Here is a 20,972-nt window from a genome sequence, read left to right as displayed (position 1 = left end):
AATCGGAAATAAGACGGGCGGATCAGATCGTATGAGTGGGACGCGACGAACCCAGGTGCCCTGCCAGGATCTGCTCGATCCGGTTGCGCAGCACCTGTCCGGCCTCGTCCTCGCTGAACTTGACCCCGATGCCCTGGGTCTTGTTCCCCTGGGCGCCTGCCGGGGTCTGCCAGACCACCGTGCCGGCCACCGGATGCTTGGTGGGATCATCCATGATCTGCAGCAGCATGAAGATCTCGTCGCCGAGCTTGTATTCGCGGGCCGTGGGCACGAAGATCCCGCCGTTTTTGATGAACGGCATGTAGGCGGCGTAGAGCGCCGACTTGGAGCTGATGTTCAGGGACAGGACGCTGGGCCGGGCCTGGGCCGGCCGCCTAACGGGTTCATTCATCGGCGCACCGTCGTTGCGGTTGCCTGGATACTCCGGGCGTACCGCAGAAGCATGTCTTCGAGAAAGAGCCGCGCGTTGAGCGGATGCTGGGCCACGCGGCGCGACTGGGTGATGTCATTGTAACAGCCGAGGGCCGTATCCACGGACAGCCTGTCCGCAATGACCTGTAGCGCGCTCAGTCGGGTTGGAAAGAAACGTACCGGACCGCCGAGGCGGAGGCTGACCAGATCGGCGATCCAGCGCTGGAGCCAGCTCGTCAGGGTCGCCATGTCGAGCCCGCTGGACTGGGCATCCTTGCTCTTCAGCCAACTGTCCCACTCCCCGGCCAGACGCAGCGGGGCCTTGGCCGGCACCGCGCTCACGTCGGCGACGAAACGTCGCAAGGCCGCTGCGCCACCGCCTTCCGCCAGTTCCGACGCGGCCAGCGGCATGCCGCCGGCAAAGGCGAGCAAGGCTTCCGCGTCGGCAACCTGGCGCTCGGCCAGCCAGCGGGTGGCCGTATCGGCCGGCGGGCGCGAGAACGCCCAGGTCTGGCACCGACTGCGGATGGTCGGCAGCAGGCGTTTGGGCGACGACGAAATGAGCAGGAACTGCACGTTGGTGGTCGGCTCCTCCAGCAGCTTGAGCAGCGCGTTGGCGGTGAACACGTTCATCGCCTCGGCAGGATCGACGATGACGACCCGCTGGCTGCCCCGGTGCCCGCCGGTGGTCAGCGACTGCTGCAGATCGCGGATCTGCTCGATGACGATCTGACGGCTGGCCGCCTTGCCGCCCTCCGGCTTCTCGGCGGCGCCTTCGCCGCGCTCTTCCTGGTCGGCCTCCGGCACCACGCGCAACAGGTCCGGGTGATTGCCGGCCTGGCGCCACAGACAGTCCTCGCAAACGCCGCAGGCGTGGCCGTCGGGCCCGGGCCTGGCACACAGCACGCGGGCCGCCAGCGCTTCGGCAAAGACGCGTTTACCGCCGCCAGCCGGGCCGGCAAACAGTAGCGCATGGGGCATGCGTTCAGCCCGATCCACTGCCCGCTGCCACAGGGGCGCCTGCCATTCGAAGATCATTGGAAGCAGTTCCGCAGCAGGATGTCCGCCACCTCGGCCCGGATGGTTTCCGGATCGTTGCCTGCGTCCACCACCTTCACGCGCTGGGGGGCCGCTGCGGCGCGCTTGAGATAGGCGTCCCGCACGCGGGCAAAGAAGTCTGCCTGTTCCCGCTCGAAGCGATCGGGCGCATTGCCGGTGCCGGCGAGGCGCTGGGCGGCCACTTTCGGGTCGAGGTCGAAGATCAGCGTAAGGTCCGGTTGCAGGTGGGGATGCACCCACTGTTCAAGTGCCGCAAAACGGCCTTCATCCAGCCCGCGCCCGCCCACCTGGTAAGCGTAGGTCGCATCGGTGAAGCGGTCCGACACCACCCATTTGCCTTCCGCCAGGGCCGGCTCGATGCGCTGGGCCAGGTGCTCCCGGCGCGACGCAAACATCAGCAGGGCTTCCGTCTCCAGGTGCATCGGTTCGTGCAGCACGATCTCGCGCAGCTTCTCGCCGAGCGGCGTTCCGCCCGGCTCGCGGGTCTGCACGACCTCGATACCGCGGGATTCGATCAACGCGACAGCCGCCGCGATCTGGCTGCTCTTGCCGGCACCGTCGATGCCTTCGAAAGTGATGAAGCGGGATTTCACGGGTTGCGTTTCCGGATGTACTGGGCCACTGCCCGGTTGTGTTCGTCGAGAGTGCGCGAGAAGGCGCTCGATCCGTCGCCACGGGCGACAAAATACAGGTATTGGGTGCGCGGCGGGTGCAGCGCCGCCTGCAGCGCGGCCACGCCCGGCATGGCGATCGGCGTCGGCGGCAGGCCGGGCCGCGTGTAGGTGTTGTACGGTGTGTCGTTCTGCAAGTGTTGCTTGCGCAGGTTGCCGTCGAAGTCCGTGCCGAGACCGTAGATCACCGTCGGGTCGGTCTGCAGCAGCATGCCGGCCTGCAGGCGGTTGAGGAAGACCGAGGCCACCAGCGGCCGGTCCTTGGCCTGCCCGGTCTCCTTCTCGACCAGGGAAGCCATGATCAGTGCCTGGTAGGGATTCCTGTAAGGCAGCCCGCCATCCCGCTGCGCCCACTCCTTCAGCAAGACCTTTTGCTGATGCCGGTAGGCGCGGCGCAGGATGTCCAGGTCGCTGCTTCGCTTGGCGAACAGGTAGGTGTCAGGAAAGAACAGGCCTTCCGGATGGGTTGCGGCGGCGCCGATGCGGCGCAGGATCTCCGCGTCGTCCAGGCCCGCGCTGTCGTGGCGCAGGTCGGGGTGGCGATCCAGCGCGGCCCGGAACTGGCGGAAATTCCAGCCTTCGATCAGCGGTAGCTCGGCCTGTGTGACATCCCCGCGGGTCAGCTTGTCGAGCAGCCCCAGCGGCGTGACGCCCGTCTCGACCTCGTAGCTTCCGGCCTTGATCCCGTTGGCCTGCCGGGTCATTCTGGAAAGGAGGACAAGGGCGAAGGGCTCCACATCGATGCCCGCATCGACGACCTGGCGAGCCACCTGCTTCATCGGCGAGCCGGGTTCGATGGTTAAATCAAGGGGACTTTGGCGCAAATGCACCGGCGTGTGTGCGAACCATGCCAATAGTCCGATGGCGCCGACAGCGCACAGCAGGACCAGGGTCAGCAAGCGAAAAAACAGGCGCTTCATCAGGGAACTTGGCGCGTCGGGAACGAACGAATGCAGTGAAGAAAGGAGGATGTCCTGGCAGATTCACGAGGGCTTGATTATTGCTTCGAAAGCGCTGGCAACCCCCGTGCGGCAGCGCCCATAATAGCGCAAACCACTTTGAGACTCGTTTTTGCGACAGGACAAGACTGATGAACGCAACTTGGCAAAATTATCTGGGCGCGAAAGGCGCGAGTTTTTCCGACTTCTCCGTCAAGTTCCATGAAGACGAACGGCAGGATGTGATCCTCGCCGCCCAGGGTACCGTGGTGGTGCCGCTGCAGCACCTCGGCGCGATCCGCGCCAGTGGCGAAGACGCCAGCGTGCTGCTCCACAACCTCTTCTCCAACGACGTGAAGAAGCTCGGCCCCAACGAGGCCCAATTCACCAGCTTCAACAGCCCGAAGGGCCGCATGCTCGCCAACCTCCTGCTGTGGCGGGAAGGCAGCGACTACCTGCTGACCCTGTCGGCGGACATCCACGCCGCGATCCTGAAGAAGCTGTCCATGTACATCCTGCGTTCCAAGGTGCGCCTGATGGACGACAGTGGCGACAGCGTGCTGATCGGCCTGGCCGGCCCGCAGGCGGGTGCGGCGCTCGAAGCCGCCGGCCTGCACATTCCCGGCGCGCCGCGGGCCACCGCGTCCGGCATCGCGACCGTCGTGCGCCTCGATGGAGCACGCTTCATCGTTTCCGCACCGCTGTCCGAAGCCGCCGGGCTGTGGGAAAAGTTCGTCGCGTCCGGCGCCGTGCCGGCGGGTTCGGCGGCCTGGCAGTGGATCGACATCTCGGAAGGCCTCCCGGTCGTCACCCAGCCGATCCAGGAAGAGTTCGTCGCCCAGATGCTCAACTACGAGCTGATCGGTGGCGTGAGCTTCACCAAGGGCTGCTACCCGGGCCAGGAAATCGTCGCCCGCACCCATTACCTGGGCAAGCTCAAGAAGCGCATGTTCCGCGTGCATGCGGACATCGACTCGGCGCCGCTGGCCGGTACCGACGTGTATTCCCCCGAGTTCGGCGAGCAGTCCGCCGGCAAGGTGGTCAGCGCGGCCCCCGCCCCCGAGGGTGGTTTCGACGTGCTGGTGGTGCTGCAGACGTCCAGCGCCGAATCGACCGAGGTCCATCTGGGCACGCCGGCCGGCCCGACCGTTCAGTTCCTGCCCCTGCCCTACGCCCTGCCCTGAGTCTCTTCCTTGGCCCTGTCCCATTACTACATCTACTACCCGGTACGGATCGGCACTGAGGTCGACCTGGCCCGGGTGCTCCATCTGCTGCAGGCCGATATCCACCGGGAAACCGGTGTTGCCGGGCGCTTCCTGCGCAAGGCCGACGACCCGTGGACGTGGATGGAGATCTACGAGAACGTTGGCGCCCCTGCCGAGTTCGAGCGCAGCCTCGAGCAGGCAGTCGAGCGCCAGGGGCTGGCCCGCTTCATCGCCGATAACGGCCGCCGCCACGTCGAACGCTTCGTCCCATGTGCCTGATCCTGCTGGCCTGGCAAGCACATCCAGACTTTCCGCTGGTGGTGGCTGCCAATCGTGACGAATTCTTTGCCCGTCCGGCTGCTGCTGCCAACTGGTGGCCTGAGCACCCGTCGATCCTTGCCGGGCGCGATCTCGAAGCGGGCGGCACCTGGCTCGGTGTGACCCGTGGCGGACGTTTCGCCGGCCTGACCAACTTCCGCGATCCCCAGCTCCAGCGGGACGGGCGACCGTCCCGCGGCCAGCTGGTCACGGATTTTCTCGCCAGCGCTGAAAGCACCGTGTCCGCCCTCGAACGGCTGCGCCGGGAGGGCCCGCGCTACAACGCCTTCAACCTGCTGGTGTCCGACGGCGAGTCCCTCGGCATCTACGAGAGCGAAAGCGGCGCGGCGCACACCCTGCCGCCCGGTCTCTACGCGCTTTCCAACCATCTACTCGACACACCCTGGCCGAAGGCCGTGGCTGGCAAGTCCCGTCTCGGCAAGGCGCTGGGCGCGCTGCCGGACACGGTGCAACTGGAAGCCCTGCTGCGGGACGATCGCCCCGCCGCCGATGCCAGCCTGCCCCGTACCGGCGTGAGCCTGGCCTGGGAGCGCATGCTGTCGAGCGCCTTCATCCGCGCGCCGGGCTACGGCACCCGCTGCTCGACGCTGATCCGTCAGGATCGCCACGACGCCGTGCAGGTCGTCGAGATCACCTGGAACGAAGTGGGCATCGAGACCAGGCGGCTCGCCGAGACCTTCCGGATCGCACGGGTCTGAGCCCCACGCCTATAATTCGCCCCTTGTTTCCGCTGCAGCCCCATTCCGCATGACTGCCTCACCCTCCTTCCGCGACCTCCTGCCCGCTTTCGATGCTCACGCCAAGGCCAAGCCCGGCCAGCGTCTGGACCTGCCGGCCTGTACCGGCTCCTCCGACGCGCTGGCGATCGCCCGTCTGGCGGGCGGCGGGCGGATGCTGGTGGTGGTGACGGCCAATCCGCTGGATGCCCAGCGTCTGTCCGACGAGATCGCCTGGCTGGCGCCCGGCCTGCGCACCCACCTGCTGCCGGACTGGGAAACCTTGCCCTACGACAGCTTCTCGCCGCACCAGGACCTGATCTCCGAGCGCCTTTCCACGCTCTACGCAATCAGCCGCGGCGAGGCCGACATCGCGCTGGTGCCGGCGTCCACCGCGCTGTACCGGCTGGCACCGCCGGCCTTCCTGGCCGCCTACACCTTCTTCCTGAAGCAGGGCGAAAAGCTCGACGTCGAGCGCCTGCGCATGCAGATGACGGTGGCCGGCTACGCCCATGTCACCCAGGTCATGTCGCCGGGCGAATACAGCGTGCGCGGCGGCCTGGTGGATCTCTACCCGATGGGCGCCGCCCTGCCCTATCGCATCGACCTGTTCGACGAGGAAGTGGAGAGCATCAAGACCTTCGACCCGGATACCCAGCGCACGGTGTTCCCGGTGAAGGAAGTCCGCCTGCTGCCGGCCCGCGAGTTTCCGATGGACGAGACCGGCCGCACGCGCTTCCGCGGTCGCTTCCGCGAAGCCTTCGAAGGCGACCCGTCGCGCAGCCCGATCTACAAGGATGTCTCCCACGGCATCGCGCCGGCGGGTATCGAGTACTACCTGCCGCTGTTCTTCGACGAGACGGCGACCCTCTTCGACTACCTGCCCGACAACGCGCCGGTGCTGCTCCACCGCAACGTGCCGGGTGCCATCGAGGCCTTCTGGAAGGACGCCCGCAGCCGCCACCAGCTGCTCGGCGGCGACAAGACCCGGCCGATCCTGCCGCCGGACCAGCTGTTCCTGTCGGAAGAGGCCTTCTTCGTCGCGCTCAAGGAGCGCACCCGCCTCGCCCTGCCGGAATCGGGCGGCGACGGGCCGACCCAGGCGCTGCCGGACGTGTCCGTGGAGCGCAAGGCCACCGATCCACTGCATCGCCTGAAGACGTTCACCGACGGCTTCCCGGGCCGCGTACTGATCCTGGCCGAATCGGCCGGCCGCCAACAGACCATTGCTGAATTCTTCGCCGAGTACGGCTTGAAGCCGGCAGCGACGGCGGACTTCGACGCCTTCCTCGGCGGCGACGCCGGCCTTGCCCTCGGCACCGGGCCGCTGGCGGCCGGCTTCATCCTGCCGGAGGCGAAGCTGGCCGTCGTCACCGAGTCGGAGCTGTACGCCGCCACCGCCCGTACCCGGACCCGCCGCGACAGCCGCAAGGCGGCCACCGTCGAAGGCTGGCTGCGCGACCTGTCCGAACTGAAGGAAGGCGACCCGGTCGTTCACTCCAGCCATGGCATCGGCCGCTACATGGGCCTGGTGCACATGGATCTCGGCGAAGGCCAGACCGAGTTCCTGCACCTGGAGTACGCCAACGGCGACAAGCTCTACGTACCGGTGTCTCAGTTGCATGTGATCACCCGCTACGCCGGCGCCGACCCGGAAGCGGTCAGCCTGCACACCCTCGGCTCCGGCCAGTGGGAAAAGGCCAAGAAGAAGGCCGCCCAGCAGGTCCGCGACACGGCCGCCGAACTGCTCGCGCTGTACGCCCAGCGGGCAGCGCGCAAGGGCCACAAGTTCGACTTCAAGCAGCACGACCTGGAAGCCTTTTCCGAAGGCTTCGGCTTTGAGGAGACGCCGGACCAGCTGGCCGCCATCGAGGCCGTCATCGCCGACATGAAGTCCGGCAAGCCCATGGATCGCCTCGTGTGCGGCGACGTGGGCTTCGGCAAAACCGAAGTCGCGCTGCGCGCCGCCTTCATCGCGGTGGCCGATGGCAAGCAGGTGGTTGTGCTGTGCCCAACAACGCTGTTGGCCGAGCAACACTACCAGACCTTCGCCGACCGCTTCGCCGACTGGCCGATCCGGGTCGCCGAGCTCTCCCGCTTCAAGAGCGCCAAGGAGCAGGCCGAGGCCATCAAGCAGCTCGGCGAGGGCAAGGTGGACATCCTCATCGGCACCCACCGGCTGCTGCAGAAGGACGTCACCTTCAAGCGCCTGGGTCTCGTCATCATCGACGAGGAGCACCGGTTCGGCGTGCGCCAGAAGGAAGGCCTCAAGGCCCTGCGCAGCGAGGTGGACATCCTGACCCTCACCGCCACGCCGATCCCGCGTACGCTGGGGCTGGCCCTTGAGGGCCTGAGGGAGTTCTCGGTGATCGCCACCGCCCCGCAGAAACGCCTCGCCATCAAGACCTTCGTGCAGCGCCACAGCAAGGGCATCGTCCGCGAGGCGGTGATCCGCGAGTTCAAGCGCGGCGGGCAGGTGTACTTCCTGCACAACGAGGTCGAGACTATCGAGAACATGCGCGAATCCCTCGAGGAATTGCTGCCCGAGGCGCGCATCGTGATCGGCCACGGCCAGTTGCCGGAGCGCGAGCTGGAGCGTGTGATGCGCGACTTCACGACGCAGAAGGCCAACCTGCTGCTGTGTACGACGATCATCGAGACCGGCATCAACATCCCGACCGCCAACACCATCCTCATCAACCGGGCCGACCGCTTCGGCCTGGCCCAGCTGCACCAGCTGCGCGGCCGCGTCGGCCGTTCGCACCACCAGGCCTACGCCTACCTGCTCACCGACGCTCACGCCAAGCCGACCGCCCAGGCCCAGAAGCGCCTGGAGGCGATCACCATGATGGAAGAACTGGGTTCCGGCTTCTATCTGGCGATGCAGGATCTGGAGATCCGCGGTGCCGGCGAAGTGCTCGGCGAAAACCAGTCCGGCGAGATGCAGCAGGTTGGCGTCAGCCTGTACACCGAAATGCTCAAGCGCGCGGTGCGCGACCTGCAGCAAGGCAAGGAGCCGGACCTCAGCCAGCCGCTGGAAGTGGTGTCAGAGATCAACCTGCACGCCCCGGCCCTGCTGCCCAACGACTACTGCAGCGACGTGCAGGAGCGCCTGACCCTCTACAAGCGCTTTGCCAATTGCGAGACGGAAGACGATCTGCAGGCGCTGCAGGAAGAGCTCATCGACCGCTTTGGCGAAATGCCGCCGCAGGCCCGCGCGCTCCTCGAAACCCACCGCCTGCGCATGCTGGTCAAGCCCTTCGGCGTGGCCAAGCTCGACGCGTCCGAATCCCAGCTGTCGGTGCAGTTCGACGCCACCGCGCCGATTGACCCGACCAAGGTCATCCTGCTGATGCAGAAGGACCGCAGCGTCCGCATGTCCGGCCCAGACAAACTGTTACGCAAGCTGTCGATGCCGGACATCAAGGCCCGGGTCAAGGCCGCCCGCGACCTGCTTGAGGCCGTGAAGGCCTGATCCGTCTACCGGCCGGTCCTATTCCCGCTGGAGCATGGATGTAAGCAGATCAAGCAGCATCTCGGGCTCCAGCGGCTTGTCGCAGATGCCGGACACCCCGGCCTCTTCCACCGCGGCGAGGCGGCCGGCGTCCGATTCGCTGGTCACCATCAGGATCGGCACCGCCTGCTGCCAGCTGCGGGTCCGCACATACTCCACGAGCTCCTTCCCGTCCATTTCCGGCATGTTGTAGTCGGTAACGATCAGGTCAACCATCGTGTCGCCGAGCAGGCTGACGGCCTCGCGCCCGTTGCTTGCCTCGATGAAATGCTGCAGGCCGAGGTTGGACAGAATGCGCCGGATGAATTTGCGTGCATTGGGACTGTCGTCCACCAGCAGCACGCGCAGTTCCTCCAGGTCGATCTCATTCTCCAGATCACGACGGGTGCTGAGCAGGTCCATCGTGCGGCTGATCGCCTTGGCAAGCTGGGAGGCATCGAAGGGCTTGGGCAGGATGCCGCACAAGCCAGCCTGCCGCACTGGGTCCAGCGCCTGCGGGCGGGTTTCACTGGAAATCAGGATGAAGGCCACGTCTTCGAGACGCGGATCGGTGCGCATCGCCGCCACCAGCTCGGTTCCGGGCAGGTCCGGCAGATAAAGGGCGCTGAGCACCACGTCCGGCCGCTCCACACACATCGTCTCCAGTGCCTCCATGGCGCTGCCGACCGTGCGGACGTGAGTCAGCCCGATTTCCTCACATTCCCGCTGGATGATCTTGGCCTGCAGCGCCGACGGCTCTACGAGCAGGAGCCGAGTGTTCTCGAATCGCGAAGCGGTGTTCGTCATTGTTCTTGTGCCTAACCAGTTTGGACGGGACTGTTAGCGAACAAAAATGAAAAAAATTGAGGTCGATCCGCCAAAAATTGGCGAAAGCGGCCCTCCCGGATCGACTACCCCGGGATGCAGACAGCACCAGAGCAAAAGCAAGGGGCAAAAAAAAGCCGGCCAGGGGGTGGCCGGACAAAAGCTGGGAGTCATCTACAGAACGACATCCGGATGGAGATGACTCATCAAGATGTCGCGCTGTGGAGTTTAGCCAATTCGCATTTATATGCAAGTGAAATAAATCACTTTGAAATGCCTCCGCAAGCAGTTAGAAGAACTCCAGCTCGCCGCTCGATTCCACCTGCTGCTCTTCATGCCGGTCGAGGCGGAAGTCCAGCGTCTCGTTGCTCGCCACCTGTACGCACAGGGTCAGCCGGAAGCGGGCGGCATCGTTGATCGTGGCCGTCAGCACGATGATCTCGGTCGGCTGCAGGATCGCCACGTGATCCACACAGGCGCTCTCGAGGAAGAAGGGCGTCGACATGCCGGCATGAAAACGTGCCGACAGCCCGCGATTGACCGCGCCGCACACCATGTTCACGAATTCCGCGTAGGCATCGAACACCACGTGTTCGTCCAGCGTCCGCTCATCCAGTCCCAGCAGCCCGGCCAGATGGCCGCGCATCCCGCCGTCCCGCTCGAACTCGAACAGCGCGACGATCCTGAACAGGTAGGACGAAATGTTGAGCACCACCAGGTGGGCGTCGGTGGCGCTCCCCGCCGCATCCCGGCCCGCATGTGCGTGGATTTCGCAACTGTCCGATGCCACCTGCTTGCTGTGTTCGCGGATCGCCTTCTCAAACAGCCATTCGATGGATTCCCGCGCGTCCCGGCTAATCATGCGACCCGTCCTGCCCGGCGACGATCTGGGCAATGCGGTCCGTCGTCGCACCGAGCCCGAACAGCGCCGTGCGGATCATGTTGCCGCTGGCCTGCATGTCCTGGAAGGTGGTCGTGGTGATCAGGTCGTTCTTGTCCAGGTTGGTCTTGTAGTCCTGCGCCAGGCGCGTCGAGGTCAGCGCCAGGTCGCGCACGCCGTCGGCGACGACCGAGAAGCCGCGGCCGTGCTCGCCGGCGCGGGCCGCCTCGATGGACGCATTGAGGGCGAGCATCACCACGCTCTTGTTGATGTTCTGGAACTGCTCGTTCTGTTTCTTGAGCTCCTGGTTGTTGCGCAGGATGGCCTGCATCTCGCCATGCCAGCGCTCCAGGCTGCGGGTCATGCCCTGCAGGGACGCCACATTGCCCTGCCAGGCGCCCTGCTCCGCGGCCAGCGCGCTGCGCTGCTCGGCCAGTTTCTGCCGGTGCGCTGCTTCCAGCGCCGCGAGGGAGGCGGCACTCGCCGCCTCGGTCTCCTCACGACTACGGGCGAGCGCCGCCTGGTGGCTGTGCTGCTGGGCCGCCAGGCGCTGCTCCAGCGCGTCGATGCGCGCCTGCAGCGAGGCCCGCGCCGCCTCCGCCTCGGCCGGCGGGATGCGCGGCCCGAGCTCGTCGATGAGCCGGTCCCGCTCGGCCAGCGCCGAACGATGGCTCTTGCGGACCTGCGTCCATTTCGACCACCACACGGAGGTGGCAAGGCTGCCGCCAAGCAGCGCGACCAGGAAGGCGTTCAATCCCGTTTCCATCGATGTTTCCGCGCTCCTCAGCCGACCAGTTTCTTCAGCGAGCCGACCACCGCTGGGCCGTTGAAGGGCTTGACGATCCAGCCCTTCACGCCGGCCGCCTTGCCGCGCTCCTTCATCGACGGGCTGTTCTCGGTGGTCAGCATGATGATGTTGACGCTGGCGTTGCGCTGCTCGCCGCGGATCTTCTCGGCCATCGTCAGGCCGTCCATGTTGGGCATGTTCACGTCGCTGACGACCAGCTTGATGCCCGGGTCCGCCTTCAGCTTGTCCAGCCCGTCGCGGCCATCCACCGCCGCGCTGACCGTCAGACCGTTGGCCTTCAGGAAATCGCAGACTTCGTTGCGGACCGTGCTGGAATCATCGACGACCAAAACCTGTGCCATGGGAAATACTCCTCAAAATTGAAAAACGGATGTTCAGAACAGTTCGAGCTCGCCGGATTCGACCAGCGCCTCGACGGATGGATTTTCGTGAAAGGCTTCCGGCGACCAGCTCAGGTTGAACACGAAACGCTGGTACACCGGCACCGCCACGTCCCCACGACCCTGCGGACGCAGCGTGTACTTGAAGCACAGCTGCGGATCCTCCGAGCCGAAGGAAATGTAGTTGCGGTGATGATTGATGATGATCGGCACCTGGGTCTGGCCGTGGAACCCTTTGTCGGTCGTTCCGACATAGCGGTTCTTGAACGAACCCCAGACCAGGTTGGTGGCCTCGCCGAGCACGTTGTTGAGCTCGCGGAATCCCATCGGCTCCCGCTCTTCGCAGTCCTCGCCCAGCAGGTGGAGCAAGGCGCTCTCGGAGGCCTGCAGCATCATGTAGCCGCGGCACCAGTTGCTCTCGATGGCGATCATCGTGAACACCTCGCCGTGGATGATCCTGTCCTTCACCAGATAGGGCGTCTCCATGTCCACATCGCAGCCGCGGAACAGGCTTTCCAGCGAAGTGCGTGTCATCTCCGCAATGCCACGGACCAGCTCGTTGGGATAGACCCGGCTGAAGATCGACGCGTCGAGGGAGGCGCGCAGATGTTGCAGATCCTGCAGCGTGTAGGCGCAGCGGAACATCGCCGCGTCCCGCTCGGCCAGGCCGGCCACGCTGGCCATCGCGTCCCGGCGCAGGAAGATCGGCAGTTCGGGGCGCAGCGCGTGGATCTCCCGGGCGAGGGCCAGCCCTTCACCGGCAGGGCCGCCGTAGTTCTCGTAAAGCATGATGCCGCCCAGGTCCACGTTTGAACGCAGGATGCCCATCACGCTGCCGGCATCGCCCTGCTGAGGACGGATGCCGAGCAGGCTGGCATCGCTGCAGAAGGCCTTCAGACCGTCGAAATGCCCGATCGCATCGTCGAGGATCAGCACCTTGCTGACGACCAGTTTGTCGCTGTTCATGTTCATCGCCCTCTCCCTGTTCAACTTGCTATCTGCGCGGCCGTGGAGGCCTGGCGGGCGTAGGTGTCGTGGGTATCGGGCGTCATGTCGACGCGCACGGCGAAGCTGTCGGGCAGACAGACGACGATCTGGAACTGGCGGAAGTCAGCGCCTTCGGCATCGTCCAGGAACATGATCTCGATACGTCCATGCTCGCGCTTCACGAAGTCGAGCACCGCGTCCATACCGACACCGCGGCCGGACACCTCGGTCACGTGGCTGGCCGTCGAAAAGCCGGCCTGGAAGATCAGCCTGGCCGTCGTCACGTCGTCGAGCTGCGCATCCTCGCCGATCAGCCCCTTGTTGACCGCGATGCGGCGGATGCGCGCCAGTGCCAGGCCACGCCCGTCATCGCGCAGCGCTAGCTGGAGCTGACCGTCACGCACGTTCACATCGAGGGAGATCAAGCCGGCCAGCGGTTTGCCGGCGGCCATGCGCTCGTCCACGGTTTCCAGACCGTGGTCCACCGCGTTGCGGATCAGGTGCATGAAGACGTTCTTCAGCAGGCTGCCGGCCTGGCTGCGCACCACGTAGCCGTTGTCGTCGATGGAGACCATCGGCGCCACCTTGCCCAGCTCCCTGGCCAGCGACGGCAGGGAATCGAAAACACCGGACAACACCTGGCCGATCGCCTCGGTGCCCAGCAGGCGCAGCACGCGGTGCACTTCGTCGCGGGCGGCGACCAGTTCCCGCATGTTGCCGGTGTTCACCGTCTCCAGGCGCTGCAGGGTGTGCTGGATCTGCTCCCGGTCCACCATCAGGTAGCGCTCGACGCCACCGCGGCGGCCCGGCCCCTTGCGGCCCAGGCTGACCTCGTTGATGCGGGCGTAACGCTCCACCTCGGCGCGCACGCCGTTGAGTTCCTCGAGCAATTGCTCCTGATCCCAGGCGATGTCGGGGCGCGGGCGGCGCAGGGCCTCGTAGGTCTGCTCCGCCTCGTGCACCAGGTTGGTCAGGTGCAGCAGGCCATAGGTCCGGGCGTTGCCTTTGATGGTGTGCATGTTGCGGAACAGACGGGCAATGGTGTCGGTCTGCACTTCGTCGCTCTGGCGGATCAGCGCTTCGTTCTCGTCGACGAACTTGAGGGCGCCGGCGATAAACTCATGGAACTTCTCCTGGCTGACCGCCAGGATCTCGCCGATGATCTCCAGCTCGCGCTTCTGCTCGTTGGCTTCGGCGGCCAGCTTGCGCAGCTCGGTCACGTCCCGCACGCACAGCAGCAGGCGCACCGTGTTGCCGTCCGCATCGGTGATCGGCGACCAGTTGAGGTCGAGGGTCTTCACGCGGCCGTCGGCCAGCGTCTTCTCGATCTCGCCGGGCAGCAGGTGGGCGTTGAACTCGAAGTTCATCGCGTCCTCGCCGATGCAGGCACCGCCGACGGCTTCGATCTGCGACAGCAGGTCGGAACCCAGGTTGGTGCCGGAGAACACCAGTTCCATCATGTCGCGCCCGGCAATGTTCTGCGTCTCGAAGATGCTCTCGAGGTACACCGAATACTCCGGATGCACGCGGTTGCCTTCGGCAATGGTCAGGATGCCCTGGGGCATGTTCTGCAGCATGGTCTGGATGTCGGCGGTCTTCTGGCGCAGCTGGGCCGAGCTTTCCTCGATCTTGGCGAGCATCGTGTTGAAGGCGACGATGGAGCGGCCGATCTCGTCCTCCCGCTCGACCGGCAGGCGGCGGCTGAAGTCCTGGTTCGTCGCGATCTCGGTCATCATCGACTGCATGCGGCCGATCGGCCGCACCACCTGGCGGTACAGCATGCCGCCGACCGCGGCGAGGATCGCCAGCGCGGTCAGCGCCGCCGCCGAGATGCCGGTCACGGTCTGCGCCAGGCTGTCGTTGAGGGCGGTGATGGCGCCGTCCTTGCTGCGGTTCTTCTCGATGCGCAGGGTCTCGACGACGGACTGGATCTCGCGCTGGTACTCGCCCACCGCACCGAACAGCGCGGCCTCGGCCATCTCCTTCTGGTCGGCCAGCTTGAAGCGGGTCGCGTCGTCGATGGCCGCGAAGTAGTTGTCGAGGCTCTCCTTCGCCTGCACGACGAGGCCGCGCTGGGTGTCACTGGTGGCCTGCGTCGCCTGCTGTTCGATGGCCGCCTTGAGCGCCGCCTTGTCGGCCTTCAGCTTGTCCTCGGTCTGCAGCGCCAGCTTGGCGTCCGGTGCCGAAATCAGCTCCATCGTCGTCAGCTGGACGTCCTTCAGGTGGGCGACCAGGTCGGCCGATGCCAGCGCACTGGGCACGATGCCCTCGGTGACGATGCGCACTTCGGAAGCGTTCGAGCGGGACTGCAGGACGGCATAGCCGCCGATGGACAGCATCGCCGTCAGGCTCAGGACGACCAGCAGGATGATGCGATGTCGGATATTCATGCTTGGTATCGATAGGAATGGACAAAGCCGCGTCGCACCTTCGTTTCCAGCCGAAACCAGACCGCCGGCACAGCGAAACAGAAAGCAACAATCTGCGGGAGGCCGGAGTATGTATATCTTTAGTTATATTCTTGTGACGGTCGCGACTTTCCCTGCGCATTACCCTTCGGGGACACCGAACAGCCGTTCGACTTTTCTCGATGCCGAACCACGGCAAGCCCGGCTACCATTCCTCGCAAATCGAATACGGCGCCCGCCGTTTCGCACCTTGAGGAATGCCATGTCCGTGACACCCGCTACGGTCGCACCGCCCGAACACCGCCTCGCAGCGATCCATGCCGCGGTGGACACCCATCGCACCTGGCCCGGCGCCCTGCTGCCGATGCTGCACGCGATACAGGACGCCCTCGGCTGGGTTCCGCCCGAGGCCATTCCCGTCATCGCCGCCGCGCTGAACCAGAGCCGTGCCGAGATCCACGGGGTCGTCAGCTTCTATCACCACTTCCGGACCAGCCCGCCCGGACGCCACGTGGTTCAGGTATGCCGCGCCGAGTCCTGCCAGGCGAAGGGCGGGGTGGCGCTGGAAGAGCATGCGAAGCGCAGTCTCGGCATCGACTGGCACCAGACCACACCGGACGGCGCGGTCAGCCTCGAACCGGTCTATTGCCTCGGCAACTGCGCCTGCTCGCCGGCCATCCGCGTCGGCGACGAGATCCTCGGCCGGGTCAGCTGCGCGCGCTTCGACCGCGTCATCGAGGGGCTGCGCGAGGAGGTGCCGGCATGAGCATCCGCATCTTCGTTCCCATCGATTCCGGCGCGCTGTCGGTCGGCGCCGAGGACGTGGCCCAGGCCATCGTCGCCGAGGCTGCCGCCCGCGGCCTCGACATCGAAGTCGTCCGCAACGGCTCCCGCGGCATGTACTGGCTGGAGCCCCTCGTCGAGGTGGGCAGCCACGCCGGCCGGCTGGCCTTCGGCCCGGTGACGCCGGACGACGTGCCGGCCCTGTTCGACGCCGGCTTTCACGAAGGCGGCATGCACCGCCTGGGCCACGGGCTGACCGAGCACATTCCCTTCCTCGCCGGCCAGGAGCGTCTGACCTTCCGCCGCGTCGGCATTACCGATCCGCTGTCCCTTGCCGACTACGAAGCCCACGGCGGCTTCGAAGGCCTGCTGAAGGCGGTCGGCCTGGACGGCGCCGCCATCGTCAAGGAAGTCACCGACTCCGGCCTGCGCGGGCGCGGCGGCGCGGCTTTCCCGACCGGCATCAAGTGGAACACCGTGCTGCACGCCGCGGGGCCGGACAAATACGTGGTGTGCAACGCCGACGAAGGCGACTCCGGCACCTTCTCCGACCGCATGCTGATGGAAGGCGACCCTTACTGCCTGATCGAGGGCATGACCATCGCCGGCCTCGCTGTCGGTGCGCGGCACGGCTACATCTACCTGCGCTCCGAATACCCCCACGCCTTCCACACCTTGCAGCAGGCCATCGCCAAAGCCCGCGAAGCCGGCTGGCTGGGCGACGACGTGGCCGGCTCCGGCCGCAGCTTCGAGCTGGAAGTGCGCCTCGGCGCCGGCGCCTACGTGTGCGGCGAGGAAACCGCGATGCTCGAGAGCCTGGAGGGCAAGCGCGGCATCGTGCGCTTCAAGCCGCCGCTACCGGCCATCCAGGGCTTGTTCGGGAAGCCGACGGTGATCAACAACGTGATGAGCCTCGCCGCGGTGCCGCTGATCCTCGCCCGCGGCGCGGCCTTCTACCGGGATTACGGCATGGGCCGCTCCCACGGCACGCTGCCCTTCCAGCTGGCCGGCAACCTGCGCCACCCCGGCCTCGTCGAAAAGGCCTTCGGCATCACGCTGCGCGAGCTGCTGCTCGACTACGGCGGCGGCTCGGCCAGCGGCCGGCCGATCCGCGCCGTGCAGGTCGGCGGCCCGCTGGGCGCCTACGTGCCGGAATCCCGGTTCGACGTGCCCCTCGACTATGAAGCCTATGCCGCGATGGGCGCGATGATCGGCCACGGTGGGCTGGTCGCCTTCGACGATACGGCCGACATGGCAAAGCTGGCCCGCTACGCGATGGAATTCTGTGCGACCGAGTCCTGCGGCAAATGCACGCCGTGCCGCATCGGCTCGACGCGCGGCGTGGAGGTCATCGACCGCATCATCGCCGACGAGAACAGGGACGCCAACCTGGCCCTCCTCGACAGCCTGTGCGACACCATGCAGAGCGGCTCCCTGTGCGCGCTGGGCGGCATGGCCCCCTACCCCGTCAAATCCGCCCTCACCCATTTCCCGCAGGATTTCGGCATCGCGCCGGTCACTGCCGAGTAAGGAACACCCCATGTCCCTGCCCCGCGAAACCGACTTCGGCACCCCGGCCCGCGAATCCGATACCCCGGTCAGCCTGCTCATCGACGGCCAACCGGTCTGCGTGCCTGCCGGCACCAGCATCATGCGCGCCGCCGGCCAGTCCGGCTGCTCCATCCCCAAGCTGTGCGCCACCGACAGCCTGGAGCCCTTTGGCTCCTGCCGCCTGTGCCTGGTGGAGGTCGAGGGCCGCAAGGGCTTCCCGGCCTCGTGCACCACACCCGTGGAAGCCGGCATGGTCGTCCGCACCCAGACGCCCAAGCTGGCCGAGCTGCGCCGCAACGTGATGGAGCTCTACATCTCCGACCACCCGCTGGACTGCCTGACCTGCTCCGCCAACGGCAACTGCGAGCTGCAGGACATGGCCGGCGTCGTCGGCCTGCGCGAGGTGCGCTACGGCTTCAAGGGCGAGAACCACTTCAGCGAGCCCTGCAAGGACGAGTCCAACCCCTACTTCAGCTACGACCCGGCCAAGTGCATCGTCTGCAACCGCTGCGTGCGGGCCTGCGAGGAAACCCAGGGCACCTTCGCGCTGACCATCTCCGGCCGCGGCTTCGACTCCCGCGTGTCGCCGGGCCAGGACCAGGCCTTCATGGACTCCGAATGCGTGTCCTGCGGCGCCTGCGTAAATGCCTGCCCGACCGCCACGCTGATGGAGAAATCGGTGATCGAACTCGGCCAGGCCGAGCGCAGCGTCACCACCACCTGCGCCTATTGCGGCGTCGGCTGCTCCTTCAAGGCCGAGGTCAAGGGCAACCAGGTGGTGCGCATGGTGCCGGCCAAGGACGGCGGCGCCAACCAGGGCCACGCCTGCGTGAAGGGCCGCTTCGCCTGGGGCTACGCGACCCACGCCGATCGCATCACCACGCCGATGATCCGGCCCAGCATCGACGCGCCGTGGCAGAAGGTGAGCTGGGACGAAGCCCTGGCCTACGCCGCCGGCGAATTCAAGCGCATCCAGGCCAAATACGGCCGCGGCGCGGTGGGCGGCATCACGTCCAGCCGCTGCACCAACGAAGAGACCTACCTGGTCCAGAAGCTGGTCCGTACCGCTTTCGGCAACAACAACGTGGACACCTGCGCCCGCGTCTGCCATTCGCCGACCGGCTACGGCCTCAAGCAGACCTTGGGCGAATCCGCCGGCACCCAGGACTTCGCCTCGGTGCTGAAGGCCGACGTAGTGATGGTGATCGGCGCCAACCCCACCGACGGCCATCCGGTGTTCGGCTCGCTGCTCAAGAAGCGCATCCGCCAGGGCGCCCGCCTGATCGTCGTCGATCCGCGCGCCATCGATCTGGTGCGCACGCCCCACGTGGCCGCCGCCCATCACCTCAAGCTGCGCCCCGGCACCAACGTGGCGATGGTCAATGCGCTGGCCCACACCATCGTCACCGAAGGCCTGGTGGACGAAGCCTACGTGGCCGAGCGCTGCGAGCTGGAGGCCTTCGAGGCCTGGCGCGCGTTCGTGTCCCAACCCGAGAATTCCCCGGAAGCGGCCGAGCCCGTCACCGGCGTACCGGCAGCGGAGATCCGCGCCGCCGCCCGCCTGTACGCCCAGGCCGGCAACGGGGCGATCTACTACGGCCTCGGCGTCACCGAGCACAGCCAGGGCTCGACGACCGTGATGGGTATCGCCAACCTGGCGATGGCCACCGGCAACGTCGGCCGGCCCGGCGTCGGCGTCAATCCGTTGCGCGGCCAGAACAATGTGCAGGGCAGCTGCGACATGGGCTCCTTCCCGCACGAACTACCCGGCTACCGCCACGTGTCGGATGCCACCACCCGGGCCCTCTTCGAGGACGCCTGGCAGGTCAGCATCGATCCGGAGCCCGGCCTGCGCATCCCCAACATGTTCAACGCGGCGCTGGATGGCAGCTTCAAGGGTATGTACATCCAGGGCGAGGACATCGTGCAGTCCGACCCCAACACCCAGCACGTGGAAGCCGCCATGGCGCAGATGGAGTGCGTGGTGGTGCAGGACCTGTTCCTCAACGAAACCGCCAAGTGGGCCCACGTCTTCCTGCCCGGCTCCAGCTTTCTAGAAAAGGACGGCACCTTCACCAACGCCGAGCGGCGCATCTCCCGCGTGCGCAAGGTGATGCCGCCGCTGGCCGGCAAGGCGGACTGGGAAGCCACGCTGGCGCTGGCCGCGGCGCTGGGCTACTCGATGCACTACGCCCACCCGTCGGAGATCATGGACGAGATCGCCCGCCTGACGCCCAGCTTCCATGGGGTGAGCTACGACCTGCTGGAACGCAAGGGCAGCATCCAGTGGCCGTGCAACGAGGCCGCACCGGACGGCACGCCGACGATGCACGTGGGCGGCTTCGTCCGCGGCAAGGGGCGCTTCATGCTGACCGCCTTCGTGCCGACCACCGAGAAGGTCACCCGGCGCTTCCCGCTGATCCTCACCACCGGCCGCATCCTCAGCCAGTACAACGTCGGCGCCCAGACCCGCCGCACCGCCAACGTGGCCTGGCACGACGAGGACCGGCTGGAGATCCATCCGGTGGACGCGGAAGACCGGGGCATCCGGGACGGAGACTGGGTCGGCATCGCCAGCCGGGCCGGCGAGACGGTGTTGCGCGCCACCATCACCGAGCGCATGCAGCCGGGCGTGGTCTACACCACTTTCCACTTCCCGGAATCCGGCGCCAACGTGATCACCACTGACAACTCGGACTGGGCCACCAACTGCCCGGAATACAAGGTCACCGCGGTGCAGGTCAGCCTGTGCACGCAGCCTTCCGACTGGCAGCAACGCTTCGCCCGCCGCCGCGACGAGCAGCTCGAACTGCTGAAGAGCGCCACCTCCACCACCGGCTGACGCACGCAAGCCCGGCCGTAAAAACCACGAGGCCCGCAGATCCCCTCCTTTCGGAAGGGGGCTGCGGGCCTCGCCACGCCACCGGCCGGAACGCGAGGTCCGGCCGGTTCAGTTCAGGACTGAAGCGGCAGGACGCGGATTACTTGTCCTTGTGGTTGAAGTCCACGCGACGGTTCTCGGCGTAGCACTTCTCTTCGTGACAGTCGGCGCGGGGCTTCTCGGAACCGAAGCTGACGGCTTCCAGGCGGGCGTCGGACAGGCCCATCGTGACCAGCGCCTTGCGCACGGCTTCGGCACGCTTCTGGCCGAGGGCCAGGTTGTACTCGCGGCTGCCGCGTTCGTCGGCGTTGCCTTCGATGCTGATCACGTCGCTGGCGTGGGCGTTGGTGAAGGCAGCCTGGTTCTTGAGCACGTCGGCGTACTTGGCTTCAACGTTGAACTTGTCGAAGGCGAAGTAAACGCTCTGCTTGCCCAGCGCGGCGCGCTCTTCAGCAATCTTGCGGGCTTCGAGTTCAGCAGCGGACATGCCGGCGGCGGGAACCGGAGCAACAGCAGCCTTGGGCGCCTCAACCGGTTGCTCGGTGGTGGCGGCGGTCTTCGGCGCGTTCGACGAGCAGGCGGCCAGCACGGCGGCGGCCAGTACGGTCAACAGGGCGGACTTTTTCATGAACTACAG

Annotated in this window: 18 protein-coding genes; 7 read left to right on the top strand and 11 right to left on the bottom strand. The window is 66.4% G+C overall.

Annotated features, from left to right (window positions below):
• Nucleotides 1-22 precede the first annotated feature (22 nt).
• Genes AC3QL2_RS23200 through mltG form a run of 4 tightly spaced genes read right to left on the bottom strand, consistent with a single transcriptional unit; the run spans nucleotide 23 to nucleotide 3,061 of the window.
• Nucleotides 23-391, bottom strand: coding sequence for a PilZ domain-containing protein (locus tag AC3QL2_RS23200; protein ID WP_481122657.1), 369 nt, complete (start codon nucleotides 389-391; stop codon nucleotides 23-25).
• Nucleotides 388-1,449 carry a DNA polymerase III subunit delta' gene (holB, locus tag AC3QL2_RS23195; RefSeq protein ID WP_493232687.1) on the bottom strand — a complete coding sequence of 354 codons (1,062 nt, stop codon included), beginning with the start codon at nucleotides 1,447-1,449 and terminating at the stop codon, nucleotides 388-390. Before holB ends, AC3QL2_RS23200 begins: the two co-directional genes overlap by 4 nt.
• Entirely contained in the window at nucleotides 1,446-2,063 is a 618-nt protein-coding gene (gene tmk, locus AC3QL2_RS23190; RefSeq protein ID WP_493232685.1) for a dTMP kinase, read from the bottom strand. The genes holB and tmk overlap by 4 nt, the downstream gene beginning before the upstream one ends.
• Nucleotides 2,060-3,061: an endolytic transglycosylase MltG gene (gene mltG / locus AC3QL2_RS23185; RefSeq protein ID WP_493232684.1), complete on the bottom strand. Its 1,002-nt coding sequence runs from the start codon at nucleotides 3,059-3,061 to the stop codon at nucleotides 2,060-2,062. The genes tmk and mltG overlap by 4 nt, the downstream gene beginning before the upstream one ends.
• 170 nt (nucleotides 3,062-3,231) lie before the next feature.
• On the opposite strand from mltG, the gene ygfZ reads away from it, so the two are divergent.
• Genes ygfZ through mfd form a run of 4 tightly spaced genes read left to right on the top strand, consistent with a single transcriptional unit; the run spans nucleotide 3,232 to nucleotide 8,814 of the window.
• Nucleotides 3,232-4,263, top strand: coding sequence for a CAF17-like 4Fe-4S cluster assembly/insertion protein YgfZ (ygfZ, locus tag AC3QL2_RS23180; protein ID WP_493232683.1), 1,032 nt, complete (start codon nucleotides 3,232-3,234; stop codon nucleotides 4,261-4,263).
• Between the two features lie 9 nt (nucleotides 4,264-4,272).
• Nucleotides 4,273-4,563 (top strand): DUF4936 family protein, encoded by a 291-nt coding sequence (locus AC3QL2_RS23175; protein ID WP_493232682.1) that lies wholly within the window; start codon nucleotides 4,273-4,275, stop codon nucleotides 4,561-4,563.
• The gene (locus AC3QL2_RS23170) at nucleotides 4,554-5,321 is read left to right on the top strand and encodes an NRDE family protein (protein WP_493232681.1); all 768 of its coding nucleotides are present in this window, start codon (nucleotides 4,554-4,556) and stop codon (nucleotides 5,319-5,321) included. The genes AC3QL2_RS23175 and AC3QL2_RS23170 overlap by 10 nt, the downstream gene beginning before the upstream one ends.
• Before the next feature lie 49 nt (nucleotides 5,322-5,370).
• Nucleotides 5,371-8,814, top strand: coding sequence for a transcription-repair coupling factor (gene mfd / locus AC3QL2_RS23165; RefSeq protein ID WP_493232680.1), 3,444 nt, complete (start codon nucleotides 5,371-5,373; stop codon nucleotides 8,812-8,814).
• Nucleotides 8,815-8,832: 18 nt separating this feature from the next.
• On the opposite strand, the gene AC3QL2_RS23160 is transcribed toward mfd, so the two are convergent.
• The 6 genes from AC3QL2_RS23160 to AC3QL2_RS23135 form a co-directional block, all read right to left on the bottom strand.
• Nucleotides 8,833-9,639 carry a response regulator gene (locus AC3QL2_RS23160; protein WP_493232679.1) on the bottom strand — a complete coding sequence of 269 codons (807 nt, stop codon included), beginning with the start codon at nucleotides 9,637-9,639 and terminating at the stop codon, nucleotides 8,833-8,835.
• A gap of 307 nt (nucleotides 9,640-9,946) precedes the next feature.
• Complete coding sequence (locus AC3QL2_RS23155) at nucleotides 9,947-10,519, bottom strand: hypothetical protein (protein ID WP_493232678.1); 573 nt, start codon at nucleotides 10,517-10,519, stop codon at nucleotides 9,947-9,949.
• Nucleotides 10,512-11,303 carry a methyl-accepting chemotaxis protein gene (locus AC3QL2_RS23150; RefSeq protein ID WP_493232677.1) on the bottom strand — a complete coding sequence of 264 codons (792 nt, stop codon included), beginning with the start codon at nucleotides 11,301-11,303 and terminating at the stop codon, nucleotides 10,512-10,514. The genes AC3QL2_RS23155 and AC3QL2_RS23150 overlap by 8 nt, the downstream gene beginning before the upstream one ends.
• A 17-nt stretch (nucleotides 11,304-11,320) precedes the next feature.
• The gene (locus AC3QL2_RS23145; protein ID WP_493232676.1) at nucleotides 11,321-11,686 is read right to left on the bottom strand and encodes a response regulator; all 366 of its coding nucleotides are present in this window, start codon (nucleotides 11,684-11,686) and stop codon (nucleotides 11,321-11,323) included.
• A gap of 33 nt (nucleotides 11,687-11,719) precedes the next feature.
• The gene (locus AC3QL2_RS23140) at nucleotides 11,720-12,697 is read right to left on the bottom strand and encodes a chemotaxis protein CheX (RefSeq protein WP_493232675.1); all 978 of its coding nucleotides are present in this window, start codon (nucleotides 12,695-12,697) and stop codon (nucleotides 11,720-11,722) included.
• Between the two features lie 14 nt (nucleotides 12,698-12,711).
• Nucleotides 12,712-15,102, bottom strand: a complete 2,391-nt coding sequence (locus AC3QL2_RS23135; RefSeq protein WP_493232674.1) for a HAMP domain-containing protein — start codon at nucleotides 15,100-15,102, stop codon at nucleotides 12,712-12,714.
• Nucleotides 15,103-15,382: 280 nt separating this feature from the next.
• Here AC3QL2_RS23135 and AC3QL2_RS23130 point away from each other — a divergent pair, with 280 nt between their 5' ends.
• Genes AC3QL2_RS23130 through fdhF form a run of 3 tightly spaced genes read left to right on the top strand, consistent with a single transcriptional unit; the run spans nucleotide 15,383 to nucleotide 20,296 of the window.
• Nucleotides 15,383-15,886 carry a formate dehydrogenase subunit gamma gene (locus AC3QL2_RS23130; protein ID WP_493232673.1) on the top strand — a complete coding sequence of 168 codons (504 nt, stop codon included), beginning with the start codon at nucleotides 15,383-15,385 and terminating at the stop codon, nucleotides 15,884-15,886.
• The gene (locus AC3QL2_RS23125) at nucleotides 15,883-17,433 is read left to right on the top strand and encodes a formate dehydrogenase beta subunit (RefSeq protein ID WP_493232672.1); all 1,551 of its coding nucleotides are present in this window, start codon (nucleotides 15,883-15,885) and stop codon (nucleotides 17,431-17,433) included. The genes AC3QL2_RS23130 and AC3QL2_RS23125 overlap by 4 nt, the downstream gene beginning before the upstream one ends.
• Nucleotides 17,434-17,443: 10 nt before the next feature.
• Entirely contained in the window at nucleotides 17,444-20,296 is a 2,853-nt protein-coding gene (fdhF, locus tag AC3QL2_RS23120) for a formate dehydrogenase subunit alpha (protein WP_493232671.1), read from the top strand.
• A 139-nt stretch (nucleotides 20,297-20,435) separates the two neighbouring features.
• On the opposite strand, the gene pal is transcribed toward fdhF, so the two are convergent.
• Entirely contained in the window at nucleotides 20,436-20,963 is a 528-nt protein-coding gene (pal, locus tag AC3QL2_RS23115; RefSeq protein ID WP_493232670.1) for a peptidoglycan-associated lipoprotein Pal, read from the bottom strand.
• Nucleotides 20,964-20,972 lie beyond the last annotated feature (9 nt).

This window comes from Zoogloea sp. GW822-FHT05C07 (assembly GCF_058800215.1).
This window is presented reverse-complemented; position numbering and strand designations above follow the sequence as displayed.

Coding starts and splice junctions, on each gene's coding strand:
- AC3QL2_RS23200 (WP_481122657.1), bottom strand. CDS start 391: ATGAATGAACCCGTTAGGCGGCCGGCCCAGGCCCGGCCCAGCGTCCTG.
- holB (WP_493232687.1), bottom strand. CDS start 1,449: ATGATCTTCGAATGGCAGGCGCCCCTGTGGCAGCGGGCAGTGGATCGG.
- mltG (WP_493232684.1), bottom strand. CDS start 3,061: ATGAAGCGCCTGTTTTTTCGCTTGCTGACCCTGGTCCTGCTGTGCGCT.
- ygfZ (WP_493232683.1), top strand. CDS start 3,232: ATGAACGCAACTTGGCAAAATTATCTGGGCGCGAAAGGCGCGAGTTTT.
- AC3QL2_RS23170 (WP_493232681.1), top strand. CDS start 4,554: ATGTGCCTGATCCTGCTGGCCTGGCAAGCACATCCAGACTTTCCGCTG.
- mfd (WP_493232680.1), top strand. CDS start 5,371: ATGACTGCCTCACCCTCCTTCCGCGACCTCCTGCCCGCTTTCGATGCT.
- AC3QL2_RS23160 (WP_493232679.1), bottom strand. CDS start 9,639: ATGACGAACACCGCTTCGCGATTCGAGAACACTCGGCTCCTGCTCGTA.
- AC3QL2_RS23155 (WP_493232678.1), bottom strand. CDS start 10,519: ATGATTAGCCGGGACGCGCGGGAATCCATCGAATGGCTGTTTGAGAAG.
- AC3QL2_RS23150 (WP_493232677.1), bottom strand. CDS start 11,303: ATGGAAACGGGATTGAACGCCTTCCTGGTCGCGCTGCTTGGCGGCAGC.
- AC3QL2_RS23145 (WP_493232676.1), bottom strand. CDS start 11,686: ATGGCACAGGTTTTGGTCGTCGATGATTCCAGCACGGTCCGCAACGAA.
- AC3QL2_RS23140 (WP_493232675.1), bottom strand. CDS start 12,697: ATGAACATGAACAGCGACAAACTGGTCGTCAGCAAGGTGCTGATCCTC.
- AC3QL2_RS23135 (WP_493232674.1), bottom strand. CDS start 15,102: ATGAATATCCGACATCGCATCATCCTGCTGGTCGTCCTGAGCCTGACG.
- AC3QL2_RS23130 (WP_493232673.1), top strand. CDS start 15,383: ATGTCCGTGACACCCGCTACGGTCGCACCGCCCGAACACCGCCTCGCA.
- AC3QL2_RS23125 (WP_493232672.1), top strand. CDS start 15,883: ATGAGCATCCGCATCTTCGTTCCCATCGATTCCGGCGCGCTGTCGGTC.
- fdhF (WP_493232671.1), top strand. CDS start 17,444: ATGTCCCTGCCCCGCGAAACCGACTTCGGCACCCCGGCCCGCGAATCC.
- pal (WP_493232670.1), bottom strand. CDS start 20,963: ATGAAAAAGTCCGCCCTGTTGACCGTACTGGCCGCCGCCGTGCTGGCC.